The organism is Streptomyces sp. NPDC091281 (assembly GCF_044757425.1).
Classification (GTDB): Bacteria; Actinomycetota; Actinomycetes; order Streptomycetales; family Streptomycetaceae; genus Streptomyces.
The window spans coordinates 81,591-105,663 of the sequence record NZ_JBIVUY010000016.1 but is presented as its reverse complement, the minus strand read 5'-3'; the positions used below and the strand labels follow the sequence as shown (position 1 = coordinate 105,663).

Sequence of the window (24,073 nt, the reverse complement as noted above, 5' to 3'; positions counted from 1 at the left end):
CGGTTCCCCGCGCCCCTGGGTGGGGTGGGTCAGAGGTCGGGGAGGAGGGAGAGTTCTATCTCGTCGTCGGTCATGTCCGAGATGAGTTCGAGGAGGCGGCGTTCGACCTCGGCGGCGAGGCGTTCGACCGTGGGGTGTTCGAAGAGGTCGCGGACCTGGAGGGGGCAGTCGAAGGCGGTGCGCAGGCGGGAGACGACCGACACGGCGCGCAGGGAGTGGCCGCCGAGGGCGAAGAAGTCGTCGTGGACGCCGGCCTTCGGCAGGTCCAGGACCTCGCACCAGATCTGCGCGACGACGGTCTCGGCCGGGGTGCGCGGCGCCACGTGGACGTGCGGTGCGCGGGTCGGCGGCTCGGGCAGCGCGGCCGTGTCCAGCTTGCCCTGGACGGTCAGCGGCAGCGTGTCCAGCAGGACCAGGGCGGACGGGACGAGGTAGTGCGGCAGGCGGGCCCGGCAGTGGGCCTCCAGCGCCTCCTCCGACAGGCCGCTGCCCGCGACGTAGCCCACGAGGGTGGCCTCGCCGCGCAGCGGGCGGACCACGACGGCGGCGCCCCGCACGCCCGGGTGCGCGCGCAGCACGGCCTCGGCCTCGGCGGGTTCGACGCGGAAGCCGCGGATCTTGACCTGGTCGTCGTTGCGGCCGAGGAACTCCAGCTCCCCGGAGGGCAGTCGGCGTACGACGTCGCCCGTGCGGTAGAGGCGGCGGCCCTCCGCGCCGAACGGGTCGGGCACGAACCGTTCCGCGGTGAGCGCCGGTCCCCCCAGGTAACCGCGCGCCGACTCCGGCCCGCCGACGAGGAGTTCCCCGGGTACGCCGTCGGGTGCGAGGCGGCCCCGCGCGTCGACCACGTAGGCCCGCCTGCCGCCCAGCGGACGGCCGATGGGCACCCGCCCCTCCGGTGCGGCGACGACGGTGTGCGCGGTCGCGGAGATGACGGTCTCGGTGGGGCCGTAGGTGTTGACGACGGGGACGTCCGGCAGGTGCGCGAACCAGCGGGCCAGCGGGTCGGCGGGCAGCGCCTCACCGCCGGTGACCAGCAGCCGCAGCGAGGCGAGCCGGGGCGCCAACGTGTCGAGGCGGGCGACGAGTTCCGCCCAGTAGGAGGGGGTGAGTTCCATGACGGTCACCCCCGTCCGGGCGACCCGGTCGGCGAGTTCCTCCGGCGCCCAGATCTCGTCCGGGCGGACGACGACGGCGGCGCCGCGGGAGAGGGCGGGCAGGATCTGTTCCAGGGAGGCGTCGAAGGACGTGGAGGCGAAGGTGAGCACCCGGTCCCGGGCGGTCAGCCCGAACAGGTCGCGGGCGGCGGCCACATGGGCGTCGAGGGCGTGGTGCTCGACGCCCACGGCCTTGGGGCGTCCGGTGGAGCCGGAGGTGAAGATGACGTAGGCGAGGTCGCCGGGGTCCGGGGCCTCCCGGCCGGTGTCCGCCGCGCCGGGCCCGCTGTCGGCGTCGGCCGCCTCGGTCAGGTGGCTCACGTCCACGGCGGCGGCGCCCAGCGCGGTCACCGTGTCGCGGGTGGCCGGGTCGCAGACGACGTGCCGTACGGCGGCGTCCGCGAGCATGTGGCGCAGCCGGTCCGCGGGGAGCCGGGGGTCGAGCGGGACGTACACGCAGCCCGCCCGCCAGACGGCGAGCATCGCGACGACCGACCACACGCCGCGCCCGACGCAGACCCCGACGGCGTCGCCGCGGGCGGGACCGGAGCGGGTGAGGGCGGCGGCGAGACGGCCGGTGAGCGTGTCGAGGCCCGCGTAGTCGAGGGTGGTGTCCTCGCAGACGACGGCCGGGGCGTCGGGGTGTCCGGCGACCCGGAAGCGGGGCGCGGGCGGCACGTCCCGCCCGGCGGTGGCGATGAGGCGGCGCTCCTCGTCGGGGGCGAGCAGCGGCACCTCGTCGCAGCGCCGGTCCGGTGTGTCGAGCAGGGCCGCCAGGAGCCGTCCGGTGTGCCGGGCGAACCGCTCGGCGGTCTCCGGGTCGAAGAGGTCGGCGGCGTACTCGACGGTGAGGGCGAACCGGCCGGGCCGGACGACGAAGGTCGCGGTCAGGTCGAACTTGGCCGAGCCCCAGGGCAGGGCGAAGTCCGTGCCGCCCAGGCCGGGTACGGCCGGGCCGCCGGTGGAGGCGTCCTGGACGTCGACCATGACTTGGAACAACGGGTTGCGGGACAGGTCGCGTTGGGGGCGCAGCCGCTCGACGACCTGCTCGAACGGCACCTCCTGATGGCCGAACGCGCCGAGCACGGCCTCGCGGGTGCGGTCCACGAGGGTGCCGAGGGCGGGCCGCCCGGACAGGTCGGCGCGCAGGACGACGGTGTTGACGAAGAAGCCGACCAGCGGCTCCAGTTCGACCCGGTTGCGGCCCGCGACGGGTGTGCCCACGCAGAGGTCGGTCTGGCCCGTCCAGCGGGCGAGCACGGCCTGCGCGGCGGCGAGCAGCACCATGAAGCGGGTGGCGCCGCGCTCTCGGGCGAAGGCGTCGACCCGGTCGACGAGGTGGGCGGGGAGGTCGATGTCGACGGCGCCGCCGCGCCCGCTGAACAGGGCGGGCCGGGGCCGGTCGGTGGGCAGTTCCAGGACCGGCGCGTCCGCCAGTGTCCGCTCCCAGTAGGTGAGTTCGCGCTCCAGCAGGCCGTTGTCGGCGCGGTCGCGCTGCCAGGCGGCGAAGTCGCCGTACTGCACGGCCAGCGGCGGCAGGGCGGCGGCGGTGCCGGTGAGGCGGGCGCGGTAGTGGTGGCCGAGTTCGTCGAGCAGGACGCCCTTGGACCAGCCGTCGGTGACGGCGTGGTGGAGGGCGAGGAGGACGACGTGGTCGTCGTCGGCGAGTTCCCAGACGCCGGAGCGCAGCAGGGGCGGCCGGTCGAGGTCGAAGGGGGCGGTGGCGTGGGCGGCGGCGAGCCGCCGGACGGCGTCCAGGCGGGTGTCCTCGTCGGGGGCGTCGGCGGCCCGCTCCCAGCGCAGCGGCACCGGCATCGGGTCGCAGACCTGCTGGACGGGGCGGCCCGCGGACTCCAGGAGGGCGGTGCGCAGCACCTCGTGCCGTGCGACGAGGTCGTCCAGGGCGTGCTGCCAGGCGGTGCGGTCGAGGCCGCCGCGCACCCGCCAGCAGTAGCGGAGCAGATAGGAGTCGCCGCGGTCGGAGGTGCGGTCGAGGAACCACAGGCGTTCCTGGGCGAAGGACAGCGGCAGCGGGCGGCTGCGGTCGACGGGGGTGACCTCGGTCGTGTCGCCGGGGCGGGCGGCGGCGACGCGGGGGGCGAAGCCGCGCACGGTGGAGTTCTCGAAGACGGTGCGCAGGGGGATGTCGCGGCCGAGGCGCTGGGCGATGCGGGAGACGGCCATGGTGGCGAGGAGGGAGTGGCCGCCGAGGTCGAAGAAGCTGTCGTCGATGCCGATCCGGTCGACGCCGAGGACGTCCGCCCACACCTCGGCGACGACGCGTTCGGTCTCGTCGCGGGGCGCGGTGTGGCGGGGGTCGGCGGCGGAGCGGGCGTGGGCGGGGTCGGGGAGGGCGGAGCGGTCGAGTTTGCCGGAGACGCCGACGGGGAGGGCGTCGAGGACGACGATCTCGGAGGGGACGGCGTAGTGCGGCAGGGTGCGGGCGCACCAGGCGCGCAGGGCGGCCCGGTCGGGGGCGGCGGCGGCCTCGGGGGCGGCGACGACGTAGCCGATGAGGGTGCGGCCGGTGGCCCGGTCGGGGCGGACCGCGGCGGCGGCGATCTGCGGGCAGGCCCGCAGGACGGCTTCGACCTCGCCGAGTTCGACGCGGAAGCCGCGGATCTTGACCTGGTCGTCGCGGCGGCCGAGGAACTCCAGTTCGCCGGACGGGTTCCAGCGCACGAGGTCGCCGGTGCGGTACAGGCGGCTGCCGGGCGGGCCGTAGGGGTCGGGCAGGAAGCGGTCGGCGGTGAGGGCGGGGCGGCCGAGGTAGCCGCGGGCCACCTCGGTGCCGCCGATGAGGAGTTCGCCGCCGACGCCGACGGGGACCGGCTCGTCGTCGCCGTCCACGACGTACACGCGGCGGTCGCCGAGGGGGCGGCCGATGGGCACCTGGTCGGTGGCGCGGTCGTCGGCGTCGTGGGTGGTGGCGGTGACGGTGGTCTCGGTGGGGCCGTAGGCGTTGCAGACCCGTGTCCAGGGCACGGTGGCCCGCCAGGTGGCGAGGACGTCGGGCGGGACGGCCTCGCCGCCGAGGATGAGCAGGCGCAGCGAGGACAGGTCGGCGGCGAGGCGCCGGTCGAGGGAGAGGGTGAGTTCGGTCCAGTAGGTGGGCGGCACGTTGACGACGGTGAGCGCGTGGCGCCGGACGATCTCCGGGACCTGGGTCGGCAGCCACGGCTCGTCGGGGCGCAGGACGACGGTGGCTCCGGCGCCGAGGGCGGGCAGCACCTGGTCGAGGGAGGCGTCGAAGGCGAAGGAGGCGAAGGCGAGGACGCGGTCGGCGGCGGTGATGCCGAACCGTTCGCGGGCGGCGGCCACATGGGAGGCGAGGGCGGCGTGTTCGACGCCGACGGCCTTGGGGCGGCCGGTGGAGCCGGAGGTGAAGATGACGTGCGCGAGTTCCCTCGGGTGCGGGCGGTGGCGGGGGCCGCGGGGGTCGGGCGTCACGGTGGTGACGTCGACGGTGACGGGGGCGAGGCCGTCGGCGTGCGCGGCCGTCGACGGGTCGGTGACGACGCAGCCGAGTCGGGCTTCCTCGGCCATGAACCGCAGGCGTTCGGCGGGGAGTTCGGGGTCGAGGGGGACGTAGACGCCGCCCGCCCGCCAGACGCCCTCGATGGCGGCGACCGACCACAGTCCGCGGCGCAGCAGGACGCCGACCGGGCTGCCGGGGCGGGTCCCGGCCTGGTGCAGCGCGGCGGCGAGGCCGCCGGTCAGGGCGTCCAGTTCGGCGTAGTCGGCGCGTTCGGTCCCGCAGAGCAGGGCGGTGGCGCCGGGTTCGCCGCGGAAGGCGACCGGCGCGGGCGGCAGGTCGGGACGGTCGGCGGCGAACTGCCACTCGGGGCGCGGCAGTTCCGCAGCGCCGGGCCGGACCGGCAGGGCGCGGATCACCTCCCGTACGGGGGTGTCGGGGCGGGCGAGGACGGCGCGCAGGAGGGCGACGTAGGCGTCGGCGAAGGCGCGCATGGTGGCGGTGTCGAAGAGGGCGGTGGCGTACTGGAGGAGGGCGGCGATGCTGCCGTCCGTGCGGAGCGTCAGGTCGAGGAAGACGTCCAACGGCGTCTCGCGCAGCGGCGGTTCGACCAGGGACACGTCCAGGCCGGTCATCCGGACGGGTGCGATGGGCTGGTTGAGCAGGGTGAACGACGCCTGCGCGAGGGGGTGCCGGGAGAGGTCGCGGGTGCCGCCGAGGGCGCCGACCACCAGGTCGAAGGGGGCGTCGGCGTGCGCCAGGTCCCTCGGGACGCGGTCGCGGACCCGGTCGAGGAGCTGGGTGAAGGCGGGTCCCCCGGACAGGTCGGCGCGCAGGACGACGGTGTTGACGAGGGGGCCGATCAGGCGGCCCGCGTCGCGGTGGGCGCGGTCGGCGAGGGTGCTGCACACGGCGAGGTCGTCGCGGCGCGCCCAGTGGCCGAGGAGGGCCTGGTAGACGGTGAGCAGGAGCATGTAGCGGGTGACGCGGCGGGTGCGGGCGAAGGCGTCGACCTCGCCGACCAGGTCGGCGGGGACGTCGAAGCGGACGACGTCGCCGGAGCCGTCCCACACCTTCGGCCGGGGCCGGTCGGTGGGCAGGTCCAGCGGGGCGAGTCCGGCGAGCCGCTCGCGCCAGTGGCCGAGGAGGCGTTCCAGGCGCGGTCCGGACAGCCGCTCGGTCTGCCGCCGCGCCAGGTCGGCGTACTGCGCGGGCGGCCCGTCGACCGTCTCCCCCCGGTATCCGGCGGCGAGTTCGTCGAGGAGCACCCCCCACGACCAGCCGTCGACGGCGATGTGGTGGACCTCCACCAGCAGCAGGTGCTCGTCGTCGGTGACCCGGCCGAGGAGGGCCCGGACGGGCCGCTGCGCGGACAGGTCCAGGGGCCTACCGAGGTACCGGGCGAAGAGGTCGTCCGGTCCGCTCACGTCGGTCCGCTCCAGCAGCCCGTCGGCGGCGACGGCGGCGGGGTCGACGACGGGGGCGGGTTCCCCGTCGACGGCGGTGAACCGGGTGCGGAGTAGCGCGTGCCGGGCCACGATCCCGGCGAGGGAGCGCTCCAGCCGGTCCGCGTCCAGCGGGCCGCGCAGCCGCAGCACCAGGGGCAGCACCGATCCGGCGGCGGACCCGGCGAGCTGGTCCAGGAACCACAGCCGGCGCTGCGCGAAGGATACGGAGCGGGAATCGACGTCGTTCGGTGCCCCCTCCGGGGCCGGGCCTGCTGTCACGGTGTCCTCCAAGCCGTCGTTGGCAGCAGACTGCCGCCGCGCGGGCGCGGCCCATAGGGAAGAAGACGCAGCACCGAAAGCAGACCGCGCACCGGGCGGGCCAACGGTCAGCCACCGGGCGCGCGACCGCGCTGGCCGCCGGTCAGCCACCGGGCCCCCACCGCGCGGGCCGCCGGTCGGCTCAGCCGCCGTACAGCCCCTCGACCTCCGCCGCGAAGTCCCGCATCACCCGCTCGCGGCGGAGTTTCATCGACGGGGTCAGGTGGCCGTCCGCCTCGGAGAGTTCCCTCGGCAGGACGGTGAAGCGGCGGATCGACTCGGGGCGGGAGACGAGCTTGTTGGCTTCGTCGACCGCGCGTTGCAGGACGGCCGTCAACTCGGCGTCGTCGAGGAGGAGTTCCGCGGGGACGGGGTGCTTGCCGTTCATGCGGCGCCAGTGGGTGAGGCCGTCGGGGTCGAGGGTGAGCAGGACGGACACGTAGGGGCGGCCGTCGCCGACGACCATCGCCTGGGAGATCAGGGGGTGCGCCCGCAGCCAGTTCTCCAGCGGGGCCGGGGCGACGCTCTTGCCGCCCGCCGTGATGAGCATCTCCTTCTTGCGGCCGGTGATGGTGAGATACCCCTCGTCGTCGAGCGCGCCGAGGTCGCCCGTCGCGAGCCAGCCGTCGTGGGTCGCGGGGACCACTCCCCCGGCGGCCGGGTCCCAGTAGCCGCGCAGCACATGGTCGCCGGCGACGAGGATCTCGCCGTCGGAGGCGATCCGGACCTTGGTGCCCGGCATGGGCCAGCCGACAGTGCCCAGACGGGGTTTGAGCGGTGGCGTGAGCGTGGTGGCGGCGGTGGTCTCGGTCAGGCCGTAGCCCTCGTAGATCTCGATGCCCGCGCCCGCGTAGAACGCGGCCAGGCGGCGGCCGAGCGGGGAGCCGCCGCAGATGGAGTGCCGGACCCGGCCGCCCATCGCGTTGCGGATACGCCGGTAGATCAGCGGGTCGTAGAGCGCGCGGGCGGTGCGCAGGCCCGCCCCCGGGCCGGGGCCGGTGCCGGTCTTCTGCGCCTCGACCGCCTCGCCGTAGCGGACGGCGGTGGTGACGGCGCGGTCGAAGGAGGCGAGGCGTCTGCCCGCCTCCGCCTTGGCGCGGGCGGAGTTGAAGACCTTCTCCAGCATGTAGGGGATGGCGACCAGGCAGGTCGGCCGGAACGCGGCGAGATCCGGGAGGAGTTCGTCGGCGCGGAGGCTCGGCGCGTGGCCGAGGCGGACCCGGGCGCGGACGCAGGCGAGGGCGACCATCCGGCCGAAGACGTGGGACATGGGCAGGAAGAGCAGGACGGAGAGGTCGTCCGAGGCGCCGTCGGGACCCTCGGCGCCGCCCGTCCGGCGCGCCTTGGCCGCCTTCGCGGACCTCGGTGACTTGAAGACGGGGTAGAGGAGTTCGATCGCGTTGTCGACCTCGGCGAAGAAGTTGGCGTGGCTGAGCGCGCAGCCCTTGGGGCGGCCGGTGGTGCCGGAGGTGTAGACGAGGGTGGCGAGGGTGCCGGGCACGAGCATGCCCCGGCGGACCTCGACCTCCGCGTCGGGCACGTGCTGTCCGCCGGGCTCGGCGAGCCGGTCCAGGTGTCCCTTGTCGATGACCCAGAGGTGGCGCAGGTCGGGCAGCCGCTCGCGTTCCGGGCCGAGGGCCGCCGCCTGTTCGGCGGTCTCGGTGACGAGGGCGACCGCGCCGGAGTCCTGGAGGATCCAGCGGGTCTGGAAGACGGACGAGGTCGGGTAGACGGGGACGGTGACGAGTCCGGCGGCCCAGGCGGCGAAGTCGAGCAGCGTCCACTCGTAGCGGGTCCGCGACATGACCGCGACCCGGTCGCCCGGCGCCAGGCCCTCCCGGATCAACCCCTTGGCCAGGGACTGCACTTGGGCCGCGAACGCGGACGCGGTCACGTCGGTCCAGCGGCCCTCGGCGTCCTTGCGGCCGAGGACCACCGCCTCGGGCGCGGCGAGCGCGTTCTCGTACGGGAGGTCCGCGAGGGAGCCGTAGGCGGGCGGGCGGGCCAGCGCCGGGACCGACGCCTCGCGCACCACGCCGTCCAGCCGCCGCGTCTCGGGGACCACGAGGGCGGGCGGGGCGTCCGGGTCGCGGCCGTCGGAGGAGGCGGCAGGCGGGTACGGCGTGGACACGGGCGGCTCCCTGGGCGTGCAGCGACGCGACTGCTGGCTGCATGAGATACGTGCCTCGCGTGCCGAGGCGTTCACCGGGACGGGCCCGCCGCGAGGGGGTCACCGCCGGTCAGGAACGGGATCGTACGGTGCGGACGTGGCGGCGCTGTGCCGGTTCGGAGGCGGTACGGGGACGGCGCTGTGCAGACCGGGGGTGCGCGGAAGGGCCGGTCACCGGGGCGGACAGCTGGACTTACCGCCGGTAACATTACTCCAGGGTAAGCCCGGCCGGGACCCCGGGCGCCCGCCCTCGTCCCGGCCCGCGTCCCGCCGCACCCACCGGCAGACGAAGGAGCACCGGAGATGTCCGCACCCCCGCAGCCCGCGCAGACCCCCAGGGGCGCCACGCCCCCGCCCCTCGCCCCGCTGCTGGCGCGCGGCGCCCTCCTGTCCCCGTTCAAACGGCCGCGCCCCGGCGCCGGGTTCGGGGCCCCGGACGGCGGACGGCTGACCCTGTCCGGCGTCCGCGCCGACCCCGCCCACCTGGCCGCGTACGCGCGGGTGTGCGGCTTCCCGACGGACGGGGGCGGGGACGGGCATGGCAGCGGGGGCGGAGGCGAGGACCGGGGCGGGCACGCGAGCCCGGCCGGGGGTGATCTGCCGCTCCCCTATCCGCACGTCCTCGGCTTCCCGCTGGCGATGAGCATCCTGAGCCGCCGCGACTTCCCGCTGCCGCTGCTGGGACTGGTCCACACGGGCATCACCCTCACCCGCCACCGCCCGCTGCCCGCCGGGCGGCCCTACGAACTCACCGTCCACGTCGCCGGGTTGGCCCCGCACCGGCGCGGCACCGAGGCGGCCGTCGTCACCGTGCTGCGCGCGGACGGGGAGCCGGTGTGGGAGTCGACCAGCACGTATCTGGCCCGCCACCGCGTCCCCGGCGCCCCCGCGCCCACCCCCGACGGCCGTACGGAGCGGCCCGCTCCCCTCCCCCTCCACGCCGAGTGGCGGCTCGGCGCCGGCCTCGGCCGCCGCTACGCCGCCGTCTCCGGCGACCGCAACCCGATCCACCTCCACCCCCTCACCGCCCGCCTCTTCGGCTTCCCCCGCCCCCTCGCCCACGGCATGTGGACGGCGGCCCACTGCCTCGCCGCCCTCGGCACCCCGACGGCGACCCGGGTCCGGATCGAGTTCCGGTCCCCGGTCCTGCTGCCGGGAACAGTCCGACTCGGCTCGGCCGGAGGGGAGTTCGAGGTGCGGGAGGCGGGAGAGGCGGGGCGGGTTCTGGTGCGGGGGCGGGTAGCGGGAGCGGACGGCTGAGGCGTACGGGGCGACGCGCGACGCCGGTCGCGCGGGCGGGTGCCCGGAGCCGGGGGTCAGGCCTCCGCGACAGGCGGGGACCAGGGATGCCCCGCGAGGAGGCCGCCGAGGCCGGACCAGGCGAAGTTCATCAGGGTGGCGGCGGCGCGGCGGGGGGTGACGCCGTCGGTGGTGTTGGCCCAGGCGGCGAGGGACTCGGCGGCGCCGACCAGGGCCTCGGCGAGGCCGGTGACGTCGGGGGCGGGGAGCGGGCGGTCGTGGTCGGTCTCGCGGGCGGCGACCAGGATCAGCCCGGCGACGAACGCGACCAGCTCCGCCCGGTACGCGGCGACCTCGGCGGCGAAGACCTCGCCGTGGGTGCGGGCCTGGACGTGCAGCACCGACCAGGCGTGCGGGTGGCGGCCGGTGTGCGCGAAGAAGGCCAGCAGCCCGTCCCAGAGGCGGCGGTCGGCGGGGCGGGCGGGGTCGACGGCGGCGCGCACCGCCTCCGACACGGCCCGCGCCTCACGCCGTACGCAGGCGAGGAACAGGTCTTCCTTGGAGTTCAGGTACAGATAGACCAACGGTTTGGAGACGCCTGCGAGTTCGGCTATCTCGTCCATCGACGCGGCCGTGTAGCCGCGGCGGCCGAAGATCTCGACGGCGGCGTCGAGCATCTGCTGTTCCCGGACCGCGCGCGGCATCCGCTTGGTCTTCACGGCACCCATGGCGCCAGCCTAGTTGGGGCGCCGGGCGAGCGACGGGTACGGCGGGTGCGGCGGTCGGTCAGGAGGTGGAGGTCCGGCCCTGGGCGCGGGGGGCGGACGCGTCGGTCGCGGCGTCCTCCTGGGTGCGGTTGGCCTCCAGGTTGGCCTTCATGGTGTCCACGCGGCGCACGACCGACTCCGAGGCGCGGTCGCGCTCCTTGCGGAGCAGGACGAAGCTCAGCGGCGCGGAGATCACCAGCGCCAGCAGGACGACCCACATGCCGTTCGAGGCGCCGAGGCCGCGCGGGACGACACCGAAGTAGACGAGCCCCCAGACCGCCCCCAGGCAGGCTGCGAAGACGCCGAGGCGCATCAGCGTGTAGCGGAGCATCTCAATCCACTCTTCCGTCTCAAAGGGGTCCGGGCCGTTCTCCAGTGAAGCACGCGCCGCGGGCGGCGGTGCGGGCGGGTACGGGGCCCGGCCGGCTCCGGGACTCCGGTGGCTCCGGTGGGGCGGCTCAGGTCAGGGGGAGCAGCATCGTGATGTCGTCGCGGTCGTCGCCGGGGGCGACGCGGATCGCGGCGGGGACGCGGCCGACCTCCTTGTAGCCGCAGGAGGCGTAGAAGCGTTCCAGGCCGAGGCCGCCGCGGCAGGTCAGGCGGATCGCCTCGATGCCGTCGAGGGTGCGGGCGGCGTCCGCGGCGGCGGCGAGGAGGGCGCGGCCGTGGCCGCCGCCCTGGTGGCGGGGGTGGACCATCACCGTGTACAGCCACAGCCAGTGGGTCATGAGGCGGTGGGTGTTGAGGGTGAGGAACGCGGTCGCCGCGAGGGTGCCTTCGGTGTCGTGGGCGGCGAGGAGGTGGGTGCGGTGTTCTGCCATCTGGACGAGGGTGCGGGTGACTTCCGGGCGGATGTCGTCCTTCGTCACCGGGGGGACGAAGCCGACGGCTCCGCCGGAGTGGGAGACGTCGGTCCAGAGGGTGAGGAGGTCGTCTCTGAGGGTGGGGGTGATCGGGGGCTGGAAGGTGAAGGTAAGTGTCACCTGGCCAGGGTAAGGCTTACGTTGGTTTTGGGGTGCGGGAGGTTTTCGTACTGTGCGCGGTTCCTCGCGCCCCCAAGACGAGCGGGCCGCCCGCACCCGGCGATTTCCGGTGACCCCGAGCCCCACCCCTGTGCGCGGTTCCCCGCGCCCCCAAACCAAGCCGAGCGGGCGCAGCGCCCCCCGCCTCACACCCGCCGGGCGCAGCGCCCCCCGGCTCAGACCCGCATCGGCTGCGGGGACTCCCGGCGGCCCGCGTCCGGGCCCTCGTACTCGCGGATGATCTCGTAGCGCGTGTTGCGTTCGACCGGGCGGAAGCCGGCGTCGCGGATGAGGTCGAGGAGGTCGTCGCGGGTGAGCTTGTGGGGGGTGCCGTAGTTGTCGGCGTCGTGGGTGATCTTGTACTCGACGACCGAGCCGTCCATGTCGTCCGCGCCGTGCTGGAGGGCGAGTTGGGCGGTCTGGACGCCGTGCATGACCCAGAAGACCTTCACGTGCGGCACGTTGTCGAAGAGGAGGCGGGAGACCGCGAAGGTCTTGAGGGCCTCCGCGCCGGTCGCCATCTGGGTGCCCGCCTGGAGCCGGTTGCGGACCTTGCCGTCCTGCATGTCGACGAAGTCGTGCTGGTAGCGCAGCGGGATGAAGACCTGGAACCCGCCGGTCTCGTCCTGGAGTTCACGCAGCCGCAGCACGTGGTCGACGCGGTGGCGGGGCTCCTCGATGTGGCCGTACAGCATGGTGCACGGGGTCTTGAGGCCCTTCTCGTGCGCCAGGCGGTGGATGCGCGACCAGTCCTCCCAGTGGGTGCGGTGGTCCACGATGTGCTGCCGGACCTCCCAGTCGAAGATCTCCGCGCCGCCGCCGGTGAGCGACTCCAGGCCCGCGTCGATGAGTTCGTCGAGGATCTCGGAGGCGGAGAGCCCGGAGATCGTCTCGAAGTGGTGGATCTCCGTCGCCGTGAACGCCTTCATCGACACGTCGGGCAGCGCGGCCTTCAGCTCCCGCAGGGAGCGCGGGTAGTAGCGCCACGGGAGGTTCGGGTGCAGGCCGTTGACGATGTGGAGTTCGGTGAGGTTCTCCGCCTCCATCTCCTTGGCCAGCTTCACGGCCTCCTCGATGCGCATCGTGTACGCGTCCTTCTCCCCCGGCTTGCGCTGGAAGGAGCAGTACGCGCACGACGCCGTGCACACGTTGGTCATGTTGAGGTGCCGGTTGACGTTGAAGTGGACGACGTCGCCGTTCTTGCGCGTCCGCACCTCGTGCGCCAGCCCGCCGAGCCAGGCCAGGTCGTCCGACGCGTACAGCGCGATGCCGTCCTCACGGGTCAGCCGCTCGCCCGCGGCGACCTTCTGCTCCAGCTCGCGCTTGAGCCCGACGTCCATGGTCATCCTCTTCCTCGGCATCCGTACATCTGCGACCACCGTACTCCCGCGCGCGCGGCGCCCCGCGCCCCGGCTACACCTCTTCGGGCAGCTCGCCGACCCGGTTCTCCCACTTCGTGGAGAGCACGATCGTCGTCCGGGTCCGGGAGACGCCCTTGGTGCCGCTCAGGCGGCGGATGATCCGCTCCAGGCCGTCCACGTCGCTCGCCCGCACCTTGAGCATGAACGAGTCGTCGCCCGCGATGAACCAGCAGTCCTCGATCTCCGAGAAGTCCTTGAGCCGTCCCGCCACGTCCTCGTGGTCGGCGGCGTCGGAGAGCGAGATGCCGATGAGGGCGATGACGCCCAGGCCGAGCGAGGCGGCGTCGACGGTCGCCCGGTAGCCGGTGATGACGCCCGCCGCCTCCAGCCGGTTGATGCGGTCGGTGACGCTGGGTCCCGACAGACCGACGAGGCGCCCCAGTTCCGCGTAGGAGGCCCGGCCGTTCTCCCTGAGGGCCTGGATGAGCTGCCTGTCCACCGCGTCCATGCGATCGAGCCTTCCGATGAAGAGGTGAAATGAGGGATGAGGGATGAGAGAGGTTGGAGAGGTGAGAGGGGGGTGCGGGGCGGGCGCCCCGGCCGTCAGGCCGGTTCGGTGCCGCTGCCGCCGCCCAGTTCGCCCTTCCACCTGCGGTACAGGCCGTGGCGGACCCCGACCGCGTCGAGGACCCGCCCGGCGACGAAGTCGACCAGGTCCTGGATGTGGGTGGCGCCCGCGTAGAAGGCGGGCGAGGTGGGCACGACGCTCGCGCCCGCGTCGTCGAGGGTGACGAGGTGACGCAGGGTCTGCCCGTTCAGCGGGGTCTCCCGCACGGCGACCGCGAGGGGCCTGCGCTCCTTGAGGGTGACGCTCGCCGCCCGCTGGAGCAGGTCCTTGGAGAGGCCGAGGGCGATCCCGGCGACCGCGGCGGTCGAGGCGGGGACGACGAGCATGCCCTTCGTGGCGTACGAGCCCGAGGACGGCCCGGCGGCCAAGTCGCCCGCGTTCCAGTACCGCACCCCGGTGAGGTCGGCCGCGTGGGTGTGCGGCTTGCCGTCGGCGCCGCGGGCCAGCCACTCGGCGAGGTCGTCGCGCCAGTGGGCGTCCCGGAAGGAGATGCCCGTCTCGTCCAGCAGGGTGAGGCGCGAGGCCCGGCTGACCACCAGGTCGACGCTCTCGCCCGCGGCGAGCAGGGCCCGCAGCACGGCGGCGGCATAGGGCGTCCCGGACGCGCCGGACACCCCCACGATCCAAGGCACGCGCTGCGATTCTCCTGCGTTCACACCTTGAGCGTACCGGCGAACGGTGGGGTGCCGAGGACCGGACCACGCCCGGCGGGCCCGTCCCGGCCCCGGCGGGCCGGGCACGGACCGGGCCGTGTCCTAGACGGTGAGCCCCCGCACCAGCAGGTCGATCAGCGCGCACACGAAGAGGCTGATGCCGATGAACCCGTTGGTGGAGAAGAACGCCCTGTTCAGCCGGGTCAGGTCGTGCGGGCGGACGATCGTGTGCTCGTAGACGAAGGCGCCCGCGACGATCAGCAGGCCGAGCCAGAAGAAGGCACCGGCGTCGGTGGCGAGGGCGTACCAGACGAGGAGGGCGGTGGTGACGGTGTGGCAGGCGCGGGCGCCCCACACGGCGGCCGGGACGCCGAAGCGGGCCGGGACCGACTTCACACCGGTGTCGCGGTCGGTCTCGATGTCCTGGCAGGCGTAGATGAGGTCGAAGCCGCCGATCCAGATGCCCACGGCGAGGCCCAGGATCACCGCGTCCCAGGACCAGGTGCCGGTGATGGCGAGCCAGCCGCCGATCGGGCCCATCGCCTGGGCGAGTCCGAGGATGGCCTGCGGGAAGTTCGTGAACCGTTTGCCGTACGGGTAGACGACCATCGGGATCACGGCGACCGGGGCGAGCGCCAGGCAGAGCGGGTTGAGCAGGGCCGCCGCGCCGAGGAAGACGGCCAGGGCGATGAGGGCGCCGGTCCAGGCGTGCCGCACCGACATGGCGCCGGTGACCAGCTCGCGCTGCGCGGTGCGCGGGTTCCGGGCGTCGATCTCGCGGTCGATGATCCGGTTGACGGCCATCGCGAAGGTCCGCAGGCCCACCATGCAGACCGTGACGAGGAGCAGCTCGCCCCAGTGGATGGTGCCGTCGACCTGGAACATCGCGGTGAGGGCGGCGATGTAGGCGAAGGGCAGCGCGAACACGGAGTGCTCGATCATCACCAGGCGCAGGAAGGCCTTCGTGCGCCCCGGCTGCTGCGGGACGGCGGCGGACGCGGTGCTCACAGCCCGTACTCCTTCCAGCGGCGGTCGACGGTGGCGGCGGTCTCCGGGTCGGAGAGGACCATCTCGGGCCAGCCGCCGTCGCGGGTGTAGCCCTCCTCGGGCAGTTTGCGGGTGGCGTCGATGCCCGCCTTGCCGCCCCAGAACTGCTGGTAGGAGGCGTGGTCCAGGTGGTCGACGGGGCCTTCGACGAGGGAGAGGTCGCGGGCGTAGTCGGTGTTGCCGAGGGCGCGCCAGGCGACCTCGTGCAGGTCGTGGACGTCGCAGTCGGCGTCGACGACGACGATCAGCTTGGTCAGCGACATCATGTGGGCGCCCCAGACGGCGTGCATGACCTTCTGCGCGTGCTTGGGGTACTTCTTGTCGATCGAGACGATCGCGCAGTTGTGGAAGCCGCCCGCCTCCGGCAGGTGGTAGTCCACGATGTCCGGGACGATGATCTTCAGCAGGGGCAGGAAGAACCGTTCGGTGGCCCGGCCCAGCGGGCCGTCCTCGGTCGGCGGGCGGCCCACCACGATCGACTGGAGCAGCGGGCGCCTGCGCATCGTCACGCAGTCGATGGTGAGCGCGGGGAACGGCTCCTGCGGGGTGTAGAAGCCGGTGTGGTCGCCGAAGGGGCCCTCGGGGCGCGTCTCGCCCGGTTCCAGCCAGCCCTCCAGGACGACCTCCGCCTGCGCGGGCACCTGGAGCGGGACGGTCTTGCAGTCGACCATCTCGATCCGCTTGCCCGCGAGGAACCCGGCGAACAGGTACTCGTCGATGTCGCCGGGCAGCGGCGCGGTGGAGGCGTACGTCACGGCGGGCGGGCAGCCGAAGGCGATCGCGACCGGCAGCCGCTCGCCGCGGCGGGCGGCGACCTGGTAGTGGTTGCGGCTGTCCTTGTGGATCTGCCAGTGCATGCCGATGGTGCGCCGGTCGTGGCGCTGGAGGCGGTACAGGCCGAGGTTGCGGACGCCGCTCTCCGGGTCCTTGGTGTGGGTGAGGCCCAGGTTGAAGAAGGAGCCGCCGTCCTGCGGCCAGGTGAACAGCGCGGGCAGCCGGTCGAGGTCGACGTCGTCGCCGTGCAGCACGACCTCCTGCACGGGGCCGTCCTTGACCTTCTTCGGCGGGACGTGGGCCATCGCGCCGAGCTTGCCGAACGCCTCGCGCACCCCGACGAAGCCGTGCGGCAGCTCGGGCTTCAGCAGGCCGCCGATCCGCTCGGAGATCTCGGCGTACGACTTCAGGCCGAGGGACTTCAGCAGGCGGCGGTCGGTGCCGAAGACGTTCATCGCCAGGGGCATCGCCGAGCCCTTGACGTTCTCGAAGAGCAGCGCCGGTCCGCCGGATTTCTGCACCCGGTCGACGATCTCCCCGACCTCCAGGTACGGGTCGACCTCGGCCTTCACGCGCTTGAGGTCGCCCTCGCGCTCCAGGGCCCTGAGCAGGGAGCGAAGATCGTCGTAAGCCATGCGGTCAAGTATCCCCGAGCCGCTACCCTGGCCCCGTACCTGGGGCCCCCGTGCGGCGGTCCCGCCGCCCACCGCGTTGGAGAGACCCCATGCTGCGGGTACTGATGTTCCTGGTGCCGCTGGCGCTGAGCGTCTACGCCTTCATCGACTGCATCAGCACGAAGGACGACGACATCCGCCACATGCCGAAGGCGCTGTGGGCGATCCTCGTCCTGCTGTTCCCGCTGGTCGGGTCGATCTCCTGGCTGATCGCGGGCAAGAAGCGCAGCCCCGCCGCCGACGGCTGGTCCGGGATGCGCGCGGGCGGCAACCGCGACCGGCGGTGGGTGGCGCCCGACGACAACCCCGAGTTCCTGAAGTCCCTCGACGAGGACGGCAGGCGCAAGCGGGCCGACGAGAGCGACGACGACGCCGCCTGAACCGGGCCCGGACGTCGACGGCGGCGGGCGCCGGCTGCGGACCGTGGACCTCGCCCGCCTGGCCGGGCTGTCCACGCAGCAGATCCGCAACTACGAGGCCGCGGGCGTCCTGCCCCCGGCCGTGCGTACCGGTTCCGGCCACCGGACCTTCACCGACCGCCACCGCAGGGCCCTGCTGACCTACCGCGCCCTGCGCGAGGGCTACGGCTCCCTGCCCGCCACCCGGATCATGCGCGCCGTCCACGACGGGGACGTGCCGGGCGCGCTGGCCCTCGTGGACGAGGTCCACGCCGGGCTGCACGCGGACCGGGAGGCGCTGCGGGCGACGCTGGTGGCGGTGGCCGCGCTGGAGCGCGGACCGTCCCGCGCCGCCCCCGGCGCGGACCCGCGCGGGCTGCGGATCGGGGAGGCGGCGGCGCTGGTCGGCGTACGGGCGTCGGCGCTGCGGGTGTGGGAGGCGGCGGGGCTGCTGGTGCCGGGGCGCGAGCGGGGCACCGGCTACCGGGTGTACGGGGCCGCCGAGACGCGGGACGCGCGGGTGATCCACGCGCTGCGGCGCAGCGGCCACCTCTTCGCGGGCATCCGGCCGGTGGTGGAGGCGCTGCGCGCGGAGGGCAGCACGGACGCCGTGCGGGAGGCGCTGGCGGCGCGGGCGGCGGTGCTGGACGCGCGGACGCGGGCGACGCTGACGGGCGCGGGGGCGCTGGGCGCGTACCTGGGCGGGCCGGACTGATCCGGGGCGGTGCCCGCGCGGGGGCCCGCTCCGGGGCCGGGCGTGGCGCACAGTGGGGGGATGGACATGCTGGACGTGAGGACCGCGCGGGACTGGCTCGACGTCGCCGTGGCGGAGGCCCGCACCGGGCGCGCCGAGGGGGGCGTCCCGATCGGGGCGGCGCTCTTCGGGGCGGACGGGACGCTGCTGGGGCGCGGGCACAACCGGCGGGTGCAGGACGGCGATCCGTCGGTGCACGGGGAGACGGCCGCGTTCCGGGCCGCCGGGCGGCAGCGGTCGTACCGGGGGACGACGATGGTGACGACGCTGTCGCCGTGCTGGTACTGCTCGGGCCTGGTGCGGCAGTTCGGGATCTCGCGGGTGGTGATCGGCGAGGCGCGCACCTTCCGCGGCGGGCACGACTGGCTCGCGGAGCACGGCGTGGAGATCGTGCTGCTCGACGACGACGGGTGCGCCGCGATGATGCGTGAGTTCATCGCGGCGCACCCGGCGCTGTGGAACGAGGACATCGGGGAGTAGACCCCGGTCGCCGGTGGGGCGTCAGAAGCCCGCCGAGCCGAGGACGCCGAGGCCGACGTCGGCGTAGGAGTGCTTGCCGGAGACGAAGATGTTGACGCCGTAGTAGTTGAACAGCCAGCAGGCGAAGGCGAGGAGGGCCAGGTAGGCGGCCTTGCGGCCCTTCCAGCCCGCAGTGGCGCGGGCGTGCAGGTAGCCGGCGTAGGCGACCCACGTGATGAACGACCAGGTCTCCTTGGGGTCCCAGCCCCAGTAGCGGCCCCAGGCGTCGCCCGCCCAGATCGCGCCCGCGATGATCGTGAACGTCCACAGCGGGAACACGGCCGCGTTGACGCGGTAGGCGAACTTGTCGAGGGAGGCCGCGGCGGGCAGCCGGTCGAGGACGGAGTTCGCGAACCGGCCCGGCGTGCCGCCGCTCGCCAGCTTGTTCTCGAAGGAGTCCTTGAACAGGTAGAGGATCGTGGCGACCGCGCCGACGTAGAACACCGCGCCGCAGAAGATGGCGGTGGAGACGTGGATGTAGAGCCAGTACGAGTGCAGGGCGGGCACCAGCTGGTCGCTCGCCGTGTAGAGGACGGTGACCGCGAGGCCGAGGTCCAGCAGGACGCTGGTGATGAGGAACAGGCCGAGCCAGCGCACGTTCTTCCGCAGGGCCAGCAGCGTGAGGTACACGCCGACGGCGACCGTGGAGAAGGTGATGTTGAACTCGTACATGTTGCCCCACGGCGCCCGCTGCACGGAGAGCGCGCGGGTGAGGACCCCGCCGAACTCGACGGCGAAGGCGAGCACGGTGAGCGAGATCGCGATCCGGCCGTACAGGTCGCCCTGGGCGTCCCCGCCGTGCGCGCCCGGCCCGTCGGGCACGTCGCGGGTGCCGGTGGTGGCCCGCACGACGACCTTCGGGCGGTCCAGCACGGCGGTGCCGCCCGCCTGCTGCACGGTGACCGCGGGGGCGGCCTTCTTCGCCGCGGTGTGCGCGGTGAGCGCGGCGGCGGTGCGGCCGACCTTGCTGCGGCTGCCCAGCAGCCACTCCGCGATGTACGCGAAGAAGGCGAGGGTGTAGACGGCCATCGCGGAGTAGATCAGCGTGTTGCTGATGTGCGCGAGGTTCTCGTTGGTCGCGGCGGCGAGCGTCACTTCTCAGCCCCTTCGGCGGGTACGGCGTGCTCAGGGTCGGTTACGGAGGCGGGGTGGGGGCCGGGGTCGGGACCGGCGTCCGGGTCGCGGGCGTCGGGCGTCCCGTCGTAGAGGCGGGCGGCGAGGTCACCCAGTTCCTCGGGCACCTTGGCGGACTCGCTGCGGCCGAGGCCGGCCATCTCGACGACGGTCACCCCGTCGGCGCCGCGCACCGCGCGCACCCACACCCGGCGGCGCTGCACGAAGAGGGACGCGGCGAGGCCGAAGATGGCGGCGAGGGCCCCGGCGAGCGCCCAGCCGCTGCCCGGCTGCTGGGTGATCTGGAAGTTCGCCCACTCCTTGGTGCCCTCGTACGTGATCGAGCCCGCCCCGCCCGGGAGGGTGAGGGTCTCGCCCGGCTTGAGGTTGTCGCGCAGCTGGAGCTTCTTGGAGTCCTTGAACTCTTTCATGTGGGTCTTGTCCAGCTGGTACACGCTCTGCGGGATGCCCGAGTCGACGCCGAGGTCGCCGTGGTAGGGCTCCAGGTTCAGCACCGGGTTGAGGAGCGCGGGGAACGCGGAGGCGACCTCGTTGCCCTCGGCGTAGGAGGGCAGGAAGTACGCCTTGAAGGCGAGCTGTTCCTTGACGCCCTTGGCGTCGCGGTAGCCGTCGAGGACCTTGATCACACCGGACGAGGTGACGTTGGCGTCCAGCGGCAGCAGCGGGACGGCGTCGCGGAAGACGACCTTGCCGCGGCCGTCGCGGACGGTGACGACGGGCGCGTAGCCGTGGGCGACGAGGTAGACCTTCGAGTCGCCGATCTCCAGCGGGTGGTTGACCTTGACGAGGGTCTTGCGGTCCTTGCCGTAGGCGCCCTCGCTGTAGGTGAGGGCGGCCTGGAAGGTGCGCGGGGTGCCCTTGTTGGGGCCGGACGTCTCGTAGGTGCCGGTGAACCGGTCGAGGGAGAGGCTGAACGGTGTCAGGTCGTGGACGTCGAAGAGCGTGCCGGACTTGAAGTCGTCGTAGGAGATGAGGGTGTTGGAGAAGCTGTTGCCCTCGACGATCAGCTTGTTGCCCTCGGTCTTGAAGAGCTGGCCCCAGGCGAAGGCGACCAGCATCACGATGAGCGCGATGTGGAAGGCGAGGTTGCCGACCTCGCGGAGGTAGCCCTTCTCGGCGGCGACGGCGTCCCCGGCGAGGTGGGCGCGGAAGCGGCGTTTCTTCAGCAGGGCGAGCGCGGCCTCACGGACCTGCTCGGGCTCGGCGCCGGTGCGCCAGGTGGTGTATGCGGGGAGCCGGTTCAGGCGTTTCGGCGCGCCGGGCGGGCGGCCGCGGAGCTGGCCGACGAACTGCCAGGTGCGCGGGACGATGCAGCCGATGAGGGAGACGAACAGCAGGATGTAGACCGCGGAGAACCACACCGAGCTGTAGACGTGGAAGAGGCCGAGCCGGTCGTAGAGCGGGGCGAGCGTCTCGTGGGCGCGGCGGAAGTCGGCGACCTTGGTCTCGTCGGTGCCGGTCTGCGGGATCAGTGAGCCGGGGATCGCGCCGAGCGCCAGCAGCAGGAGCAGCAGCAGGGCGACCCGCATCGAGGTGAGCTGCCGCCAGAACCAGCGGGCCCAGCCGACGACGCCGAGGGCCGGGCCGCCGAGCAGGGACTCCGAGGGGGCGGTGGAGAGCTGGGAGCCCGCGGCGCCGAGGTCCGCGTCGTCGGCGCCGGGGGCCGGGGCGGCGGGGGCCGGGGAGTCGCCGGTGGTGGTCTTGCTCATCGATCAGATCCCCACAGTGAAGCCGTTGGACCAGGACTGCATGTCCTGCACGAGGATGTCCCAGACGCCGGTCAGCAGCAGCAGACCGGTCACGATCATCATCGTGCCGCCGATCCGCATCACCCAGACATAGTGGCGCTTGACCCAGCCGAAGGCGCCGAGGGCCTTGCGGAAGGCGACCGCGGCGACCACGAAGGGGACGCCGAGGCCGAGGCAGTAGGCGACCGTCAGCAGGGCGCCGCGGCCCGCGCTCGCCTGCTGGGAGGAGAGGGCGATCACGGAGGCCAGGGTCGGGCCGATGCAGGGGGTCCAGCCGATGCCGAACAGGGCGCCCAGGACGGGGGCGCCGATCAGTCCGGTGGTGGGGCGGTTGTGGAAGCGGAACTCCCGCTGGGTCATCCAGGGCATGAGGCCCATGAAGAAGACGCCCATGAGGATCATGAGGACGCCCAGCACCTTCGACAGGACGCCGCTGTTGGCCTGGAGGGTGTCGCCGAAGTAGCCGAACAGGGCGCCGCTGGAGACGAAGACGGCGGTGAAGCCGAGGACGAAGAGGGAGGCACCGGCCACCATCCGGCCCCGGCGGGCCTCGGCGAGGTCGGTTCCGGCGACCCCGGTGACGTACGACAGGTAGCCCGGCACGAGGGGCAGGACGCACGGGGAGAAGAAGGAGACCAGGCCGCCGAGGAGGGCGACCGGCAGGGCGAGCAGCAACGCGCCGTTGAGGACCGTCGCGTTGGGATCGGTGACCGCGGCCAGGGTGGTGACGGCGGTCACGTCACTTCTCCGCGAGGACGGGGGCGATCATCTTGCGCAGCTTCTCCTCACTGAGCGCGGCCAGTGACCGGGCGGCGATCTTCCCGTCCCGGTCGAGGACGAGCGTGGAGGGGATGGCCTGCGGGTTGAGCGTGCCCTTCTTGAAGCGGAGCATCAGCTTCCCGGCCGGGTCGTAGAGGCTCGGGTAGGTGACGCCGTAGTCCTTCTCGAAGGCGACGGCGTTGTCGACGCTGGTGTCGGCGGTGTTGATGCCGACGAAGCGGACGCCGTCGGCGGCGAGGTCGGCGGAGACCTTCTGGAAGTTGGGCGCCTCGGCCCTGCAGGGCGCGCACCAGGAGCCCCACACGTTGAGGACGACGATGTCGCCCTTGTAGGAGGCGACGTCGAGCGGCTTGCCGTCGAGGGTCTTGCCGGAGAGGTCGGGCGCCGCGGCCCGCTCCCCCTGCTTCGCCGTGGAGATGCCGTCCTTGCCCATGACGAAGTTGGTGTCACCGCCGCCGCCGGAGGTGCCGCCCGAGGTGCACGCGGACATCAGCAGGACGGCCGCGGAGCCCGCGACGGCGGTCAGGGCGGCACGGCGACGCGGACGGGCGGTCCGGGCGGCGGAGCGCAGGGGGGCACGGCTGGCGGCACTCATGTGAAAAGTTTCGCATGCCCGTTCTGGGGATCTTGCGCACCCCCCTGTGCGCGGGACACCCGCATTTCAGGCGGCGTTCGCGCTGGTCGAGGCGTCGGGCGCGGAGGAGGCGGCGCCGGTGCCGTGGGCGTCGGCGAGGAACGTCTTCCAGCCGCCGGTGGGCTCCTGGCCGACGTCCAGGGTGCGCAGCTTCGCCAGCACCTCCGGCTTCTGCACGTCGATCCAGTCGACGAACTGCCGGAAGGAGACCAGCCGTACGTCGCCGCCCTTCTCCTTCTCGCGCGCGATGTGCTTGAACGCCTCCTCGACGGCGTCCATGTAGATGCCGCCGTTCCACTGCTCGAAGTGGTTGCCGACGAAGAAGGGCGACCGATTCGTCTCGTATGCCCGCTTGAATCCCTGGATGTACGCCTGGGCCGACTGCTGCCGCCAGCCCGGGTAGTTGTGGCTGGGCGCCTTGGTGGAGTTGACCGACTGGTTGGCGAGCATGTTGTAGTCCATCGAGAGGACCTCGAAGCCGCGGCCGGGGAACGGTATCTGCTGCAACGGCAGGTCCCAGACGCCCTGCTTCTTGTCAGGCCAGGTCTGCCGGCCGCCCGGCGAGGACGCGTCGTAGCGCCAACCGAGGGCGCGGGCGGTGGGCAGCAGCTTGTCCTGGCCGAGCAGGCACGGCGTACGGCCGCCGACGAGTTCCTTGTCGTAGTCGAAGGGCAGCGACGGCAGGTCGGTCCAGCCCGAGTTGGTGCGCCACTCCTTGACGAACCCCTTGGCCTGGTCGATCTCACTGCGCCACTGCTTCGGCGTCCAGTTGCCGACCGACCCCGAACCGCCGCAGAAGTGGCCGTTGAAGTGGGTGCCGATCTCGTGGCCCTCCAGCCAGGCGCGGCGCACGTTCGCCAGGGTCGCCTTGACGTGGTCGTCGGTGAGGTAGCCGATGTCGGAGGCGCCGACGGGGTTGTTCGGCGGGTCGTAGAGCCGCTTCTTCGACTCGGGCAGCAGATACAGCCCGGAGAGGAAGAAGGTCATGGCCGCGCCGTGGTCCTTGGCGAGGTCCAGGAAGCGGGGGAACAGCCCGTTGCCGACCTCGCCCGCGCCGTCCCAGGAGAAGACGACGAACTGCGGCGGCTCCTCCCCCGGCTCCAGCGGCCGGGGCGCAGCGGGCTGGTGCGGCTGCTTGCCGGTGAAGGAGGTGGAGCCGTCGCCGATGGGCCGGGCGGTGGGCTTCGGCGAACCCGAGGGCCCCTTGCCGGACCCCGGGTCCTTGGAACCGCCCGACGGGCGCGGGTCGTCCGAGCCGGTGAAGGTTCCGCAGCCCGCGAGTCCGGCGGCCGCCGCGACTCCCGCGCCGAGTCCGAGTGCTCCCCTGCGGTTGAGAGTGCGCATGGCGTCGTCCCCGATCGTGACGTCGTTCT

19 protein-coding genes are annotated in these 24,073 nt (G+C 73.5%); 4 read left to right on the top strand and 15 right to left on the bottom strand.

Translation table 11 applies throughout. The features are described 5' to 3' along the window. Positions 1-29: 29 nt before the first annotated feature. Positions 30-6,359 (bottom strand): amino acid adenylation domain-containing protein, encoded by a 6,330-nt coding sequence (locus ACIQPQ_RS33515; RefSeq protein ID WP_401311569.1) that lies wholly within the window; start codon positions 6,357-6,359, stop codon positions 30-32. Positions 6,360-6,540: 181 nt separating this feature from the next. Continuing rightward, the gene (locus ACIQPQ_RS33510; protein WP_401311566.1) at positions 6,541-8,529 is read right to left on the bottom strand and encodes an AMP-dependent synthetase/ligase; all 1,989 of its coding nucleotides are present in this window, start codon (positions 8,527-8,529) and stop codon (positions 6,541-6,543) included. A 342-nt stretch (positions 8,530-8,871) separates the two neighbouring features. On the opposite strand from ACIQPQ_RS33510, the gene ACIQPQ_RS33505 reads away from it, so the two are divergent. Beyond that, a complete protein-coding gene (locus tag ACIQPQ_RS33505) occupies positions 8,872-9,828 on the top strand; it encodes a MaoC family dehydratase (RefSeq protein ID WP_401311563.1) in 957 nt (318 codons plus the stop codon). Between the two features lie 56 nt (positions 9,829-9,884). Here the strand turns inward: ACIQPQ_RS33505 and ACIQPQ_RS33500 are convergent, their stop codons facing one another. The 8 genes from ACIQPQ_RS33500 to ACIQPQ_RS33465 form a co-directional block, all read right to left on the bottom strand. After that, positions 9,885-10,535 (bottom strand): TetR/AcrR family transcriptional regulator, encoded by a 651-nt coding sequence (locus ACIQPQ_RS33500; protein ID WP_401311560.1) that lies wholly within the window; start codon positions 10,533-10,535, stop codon positions 9,885-9,887. Positions 10,536-10,593: 58 nt separating this feature from the next. Then, positions 10,594-10,905, bottom strand: a complete 312-nt coding sequence (locus ACIQPQ_RS33495) for a DUF4229 domain-containing protein (protein WP_401311558.1) — start codon at positions 10,903-10,905, stop codon at positions 10,594-10,596. Between the two features lie 127 nt (positions 10,906-11,032). Further along, entirely contained in the window at positions 11,033-11,557 is a 525-nt protein-coding gene (locus ACIQPQ_RS33490; RefSeq protein WP_401311555.1) for a GNAT family N-acetyltransferase, read from the bottom strand. Positions 11,558-11,772: 215 nt separating this feature from the next. Continuing rightward, positions 11,773-12,936, bottom strand: a complete 1,164-nt coding sequence (gene mqnE, locus ACIQPQ_RS33485; protein ID WP_401311790.1) for an aminofutalosine synthase MqnE — start codon at positions 12,934-12,936, stop codon at positions 11,773-11,775. A gap of 73 nt (positions 12,937-13,009) precedes the next feature. After that, a complete protein-coding gene (locus ACIQPQ_RS33480; protein ID WP_383775648.1) occupies positions 13,010-13,465 on the bottom strand; it encodes an Lrp/AsnC family transcriptional regulator in 456 nt (151 codons plus the stop codon). A 95-nt stretch (positions 13,466-13,560) separates the two neighbouring features. Then, complete coding sequence (locus tag ACIQPQ_RS33475) at positions 13,561-14,217, bottom strand: UbiX family flavin prenyltransferase (protein WP_401311787.1); 657 nt, start codon at positions 14,215-14,217, stop codon at positions 13,561-13,563. A gap of 123 nt (positions 14,218-14,340) precedes the next feature. Next, the gene (gene mqnP / locus ACIQPQ_RS33470) at positions 14,341-15,246 is read right to left on the bottom strand and encodes a menaquinone biosynthesis prenyltransferase MqnP (protein WP_401311552.1); all 906 of its coding nucleotides are present in this window, start codon (positions 15,244-15,246) and stop codon (positions 14,341-14,343) included. After that, a complete protein-coding gene (locus tag ACIQPQ_RS33465) occupies positions 15,243-16,694 on the bottom strand; it encodes a menaquinone biosynthesis decarboxylase (RefSeq protein WP_401311549.1) in 1,452 nt (483 codons plus the stop codon). Before ACIQPQ_RS33465 ends, mqnP begins: the two co-directional genes overlap by 4 nt. Before the next feature lie 89 nt (positions 16,695-16,783). On the opposite strand from ACIQPQ_RS33465, the gene ACIQPQ_RS33460 reads away from it, so the two are divergent. From ACIQPQ_RS33460 to ACIQPQ_RS33450, 3 genes are read left to right on the top strand one after another with little or no spacing between them, the layout of a single operon-like run. Next, positions 16,784-17,113, top strand: coding sequence for a PLD nuclease N-terminal domain-containing protein (locus tag ACIQPQ_RS33460; protein ID WP_401311546.1), 330 nt, complete (start codon positions 16,784-16,786; stop codon positions 17,111-17,113). A 43-nt stretch (positions 17,114-17,156) separates the two neighbouring features. After that, positions 17,157-17,846: a MerR family transcriptional regulator gene (locus tag ACIQPQ_RS33455; RefSeq protein ID WP_401311544.1), complete on the top strand. Its 690-nt coding sequence runs from the start codon at positions 17,157-17,159 to the stop codon at positions 17,844-17,846. Between the two features lie 60 nt (positions 17,847-17,906). Then, positions 17,907-18,365: a nucleoside deaminase gene (locus ACIQPQ_RS33450; protein WP_401311542.1), complete on the top strand. Its 459-nt coding sequence runs from the start codon at positions 17,907-17,909 to the stop codon at positions 18,363-18,365. A 21-nt stretch (positions 18,366-18,386) separates the two neighbouring features. On the opposite strand, the gene ccsB is transcribed toward ACIQPQ_RS33450, so the two are convergent. The 5 genes from ccsB to ACIQPQ_RS33425 form a co-directional block, all read right to left on the bottom strand. Continuing rightward, complete coding sequence (ccsB, locus tag ACIQPQ_RS33445; protein ID WP_401311539.1) at positions 18,387-19,499, bottom strand: c-type cytochrome biogenesis protein CcsB; 1,113 nt, start codon at positions 19,497-19,499, stop codon at positions 18,387-18,389. Beyond that, positions 19,496-21,247, bottom strand: a complete 1,752-nt coding sequence (locus tag ACIQPQ_RS33440; protein ID WP_401311536.1) for a cytochrome c biogenesis protein ResB — start codon at positions 21,245-21,247, stop codon at positions 19,496-19,498. Before ACIQPQ_RS33440 ends, ccsB begins: the two co-directional genes overlap by 4 nt. 3 nt (positions 21,248-21,250) lie before the next feature. After that, positions 21,251-22,024 carry a cytochrome c biogenesis CcdA family protein gene (locus tag ACIQPQ_RS33435; protein WP_401311534.1) on the bottom strand — a complete coding sequence of 258 codons (774 nt, stop codon included), beginning with the start codon at positions 22,022-22,024 and terminating at the stop codon, positions 21,251-21,253. 1 nt (position 22,025) lies between these two features. Continuing rightward, positions 22,026-22,661, bottom strand: coding sequence for a TlpA family protein disulfide reductase (locus tag ACIQPQ_RS33430; RefSeq protein ID WP_401311531.1), 636 nt, complete (start codon positions 22,659-22,661; stop codon positions 22,026-22,028). 66 nt (positions 22,662-22,727) lie between these two features. After that, complete coding sequence (locus ACIQPQ_RS33425) at positions 22,728-24,044, bottom strand: hypothetical protein (protein WP_401311784.1); 1,317 nt, start codon at positions 24,042-24,044, stop codon at positions 22,728-22,730. Positions 24,045-24,073: the final 29 nt, after the last annotated feature.

Coding starts and splice junctions, on each gene's coding strand:
- ACIQPQ_RS33505 (WP_401311563.1), top strand. CDS start 8,872: ATGTCCGCACCCCCGCAGCCCGCGCAGACCCCCAGGGGCGCCACGCCC.
- ACIQPQ_RS33500 (WP_401311560.1), bottom strand. CDS start 10,535: ATGGGTGCCGTGAAGACCAAGCGGATGCCGCGCGCGGTCCGGGAACAG.
- ACIQPQ_RS33495 (WP_401311558.1), bottom strand. CDS start 10,905: ATGCTCCGCTACACGCTGATGCGCCTCGGCGTCTTCGCAGCCTGCCTG.
- mqnE (WP_401311790.1), bottom strand. CDS start 12,936: ATGGACGTCGGGCTCAAGCGCGAGCTGGAGCAGAAGGTCGCCGCGGGC.
- ACIQPQ_RS33480 (WP_383775648.1), bottom strand. CDS start 13,465: ATGGACGCGGTGGACAGGCAGCTCATCCAGGCCCTCAGGGAGAACGGC.
- ACIQPQ_RS33465 (WP_401311549.1), bottom strand. CDS start 16,694: ATGGCTTACGACGATCTTCGCTCCCTGCTCAGGGCCCTGGAGCGCGAG.
- ACIQPQ_RS33460 (WP_401311546.1), top strand. CDS start 16,784: ATGCTGCGGGTACTGATGTTCCTGGTGCCGCTGGCGCTGAGCGTCTAC.
- ACIQPQ_RS33450 (WP_401311542.1), top strand. CDS start 17,907: ATGGACATGCTGGACGTGAGGACCGCGCGGGACTGGCTCGACGTCGCC.
- ACIQPQ_RS33440 (WP_401311536.1), bottom strand. CDS start 21,247: ATGAGCAAGACCACCACCGGCGACTCCCCGGCCCCCGCCGCCCCGGCC.
- ACIQPQ_RS33430 (WP_401311531.1), bottom strand. CDS start 22,661: ATGAGTGCCGCCAGCCGTGCCCCCCTGCGCTCCGCCGCCCGGACCGCC.
- ACIQPQ_RS33425 (WP_401311784.1), bottom strand. CDS start 24,044: ATGCGCACTCTCAACCGCAGGGGAGCACTCGGACTCGGCGCGGGAGTC.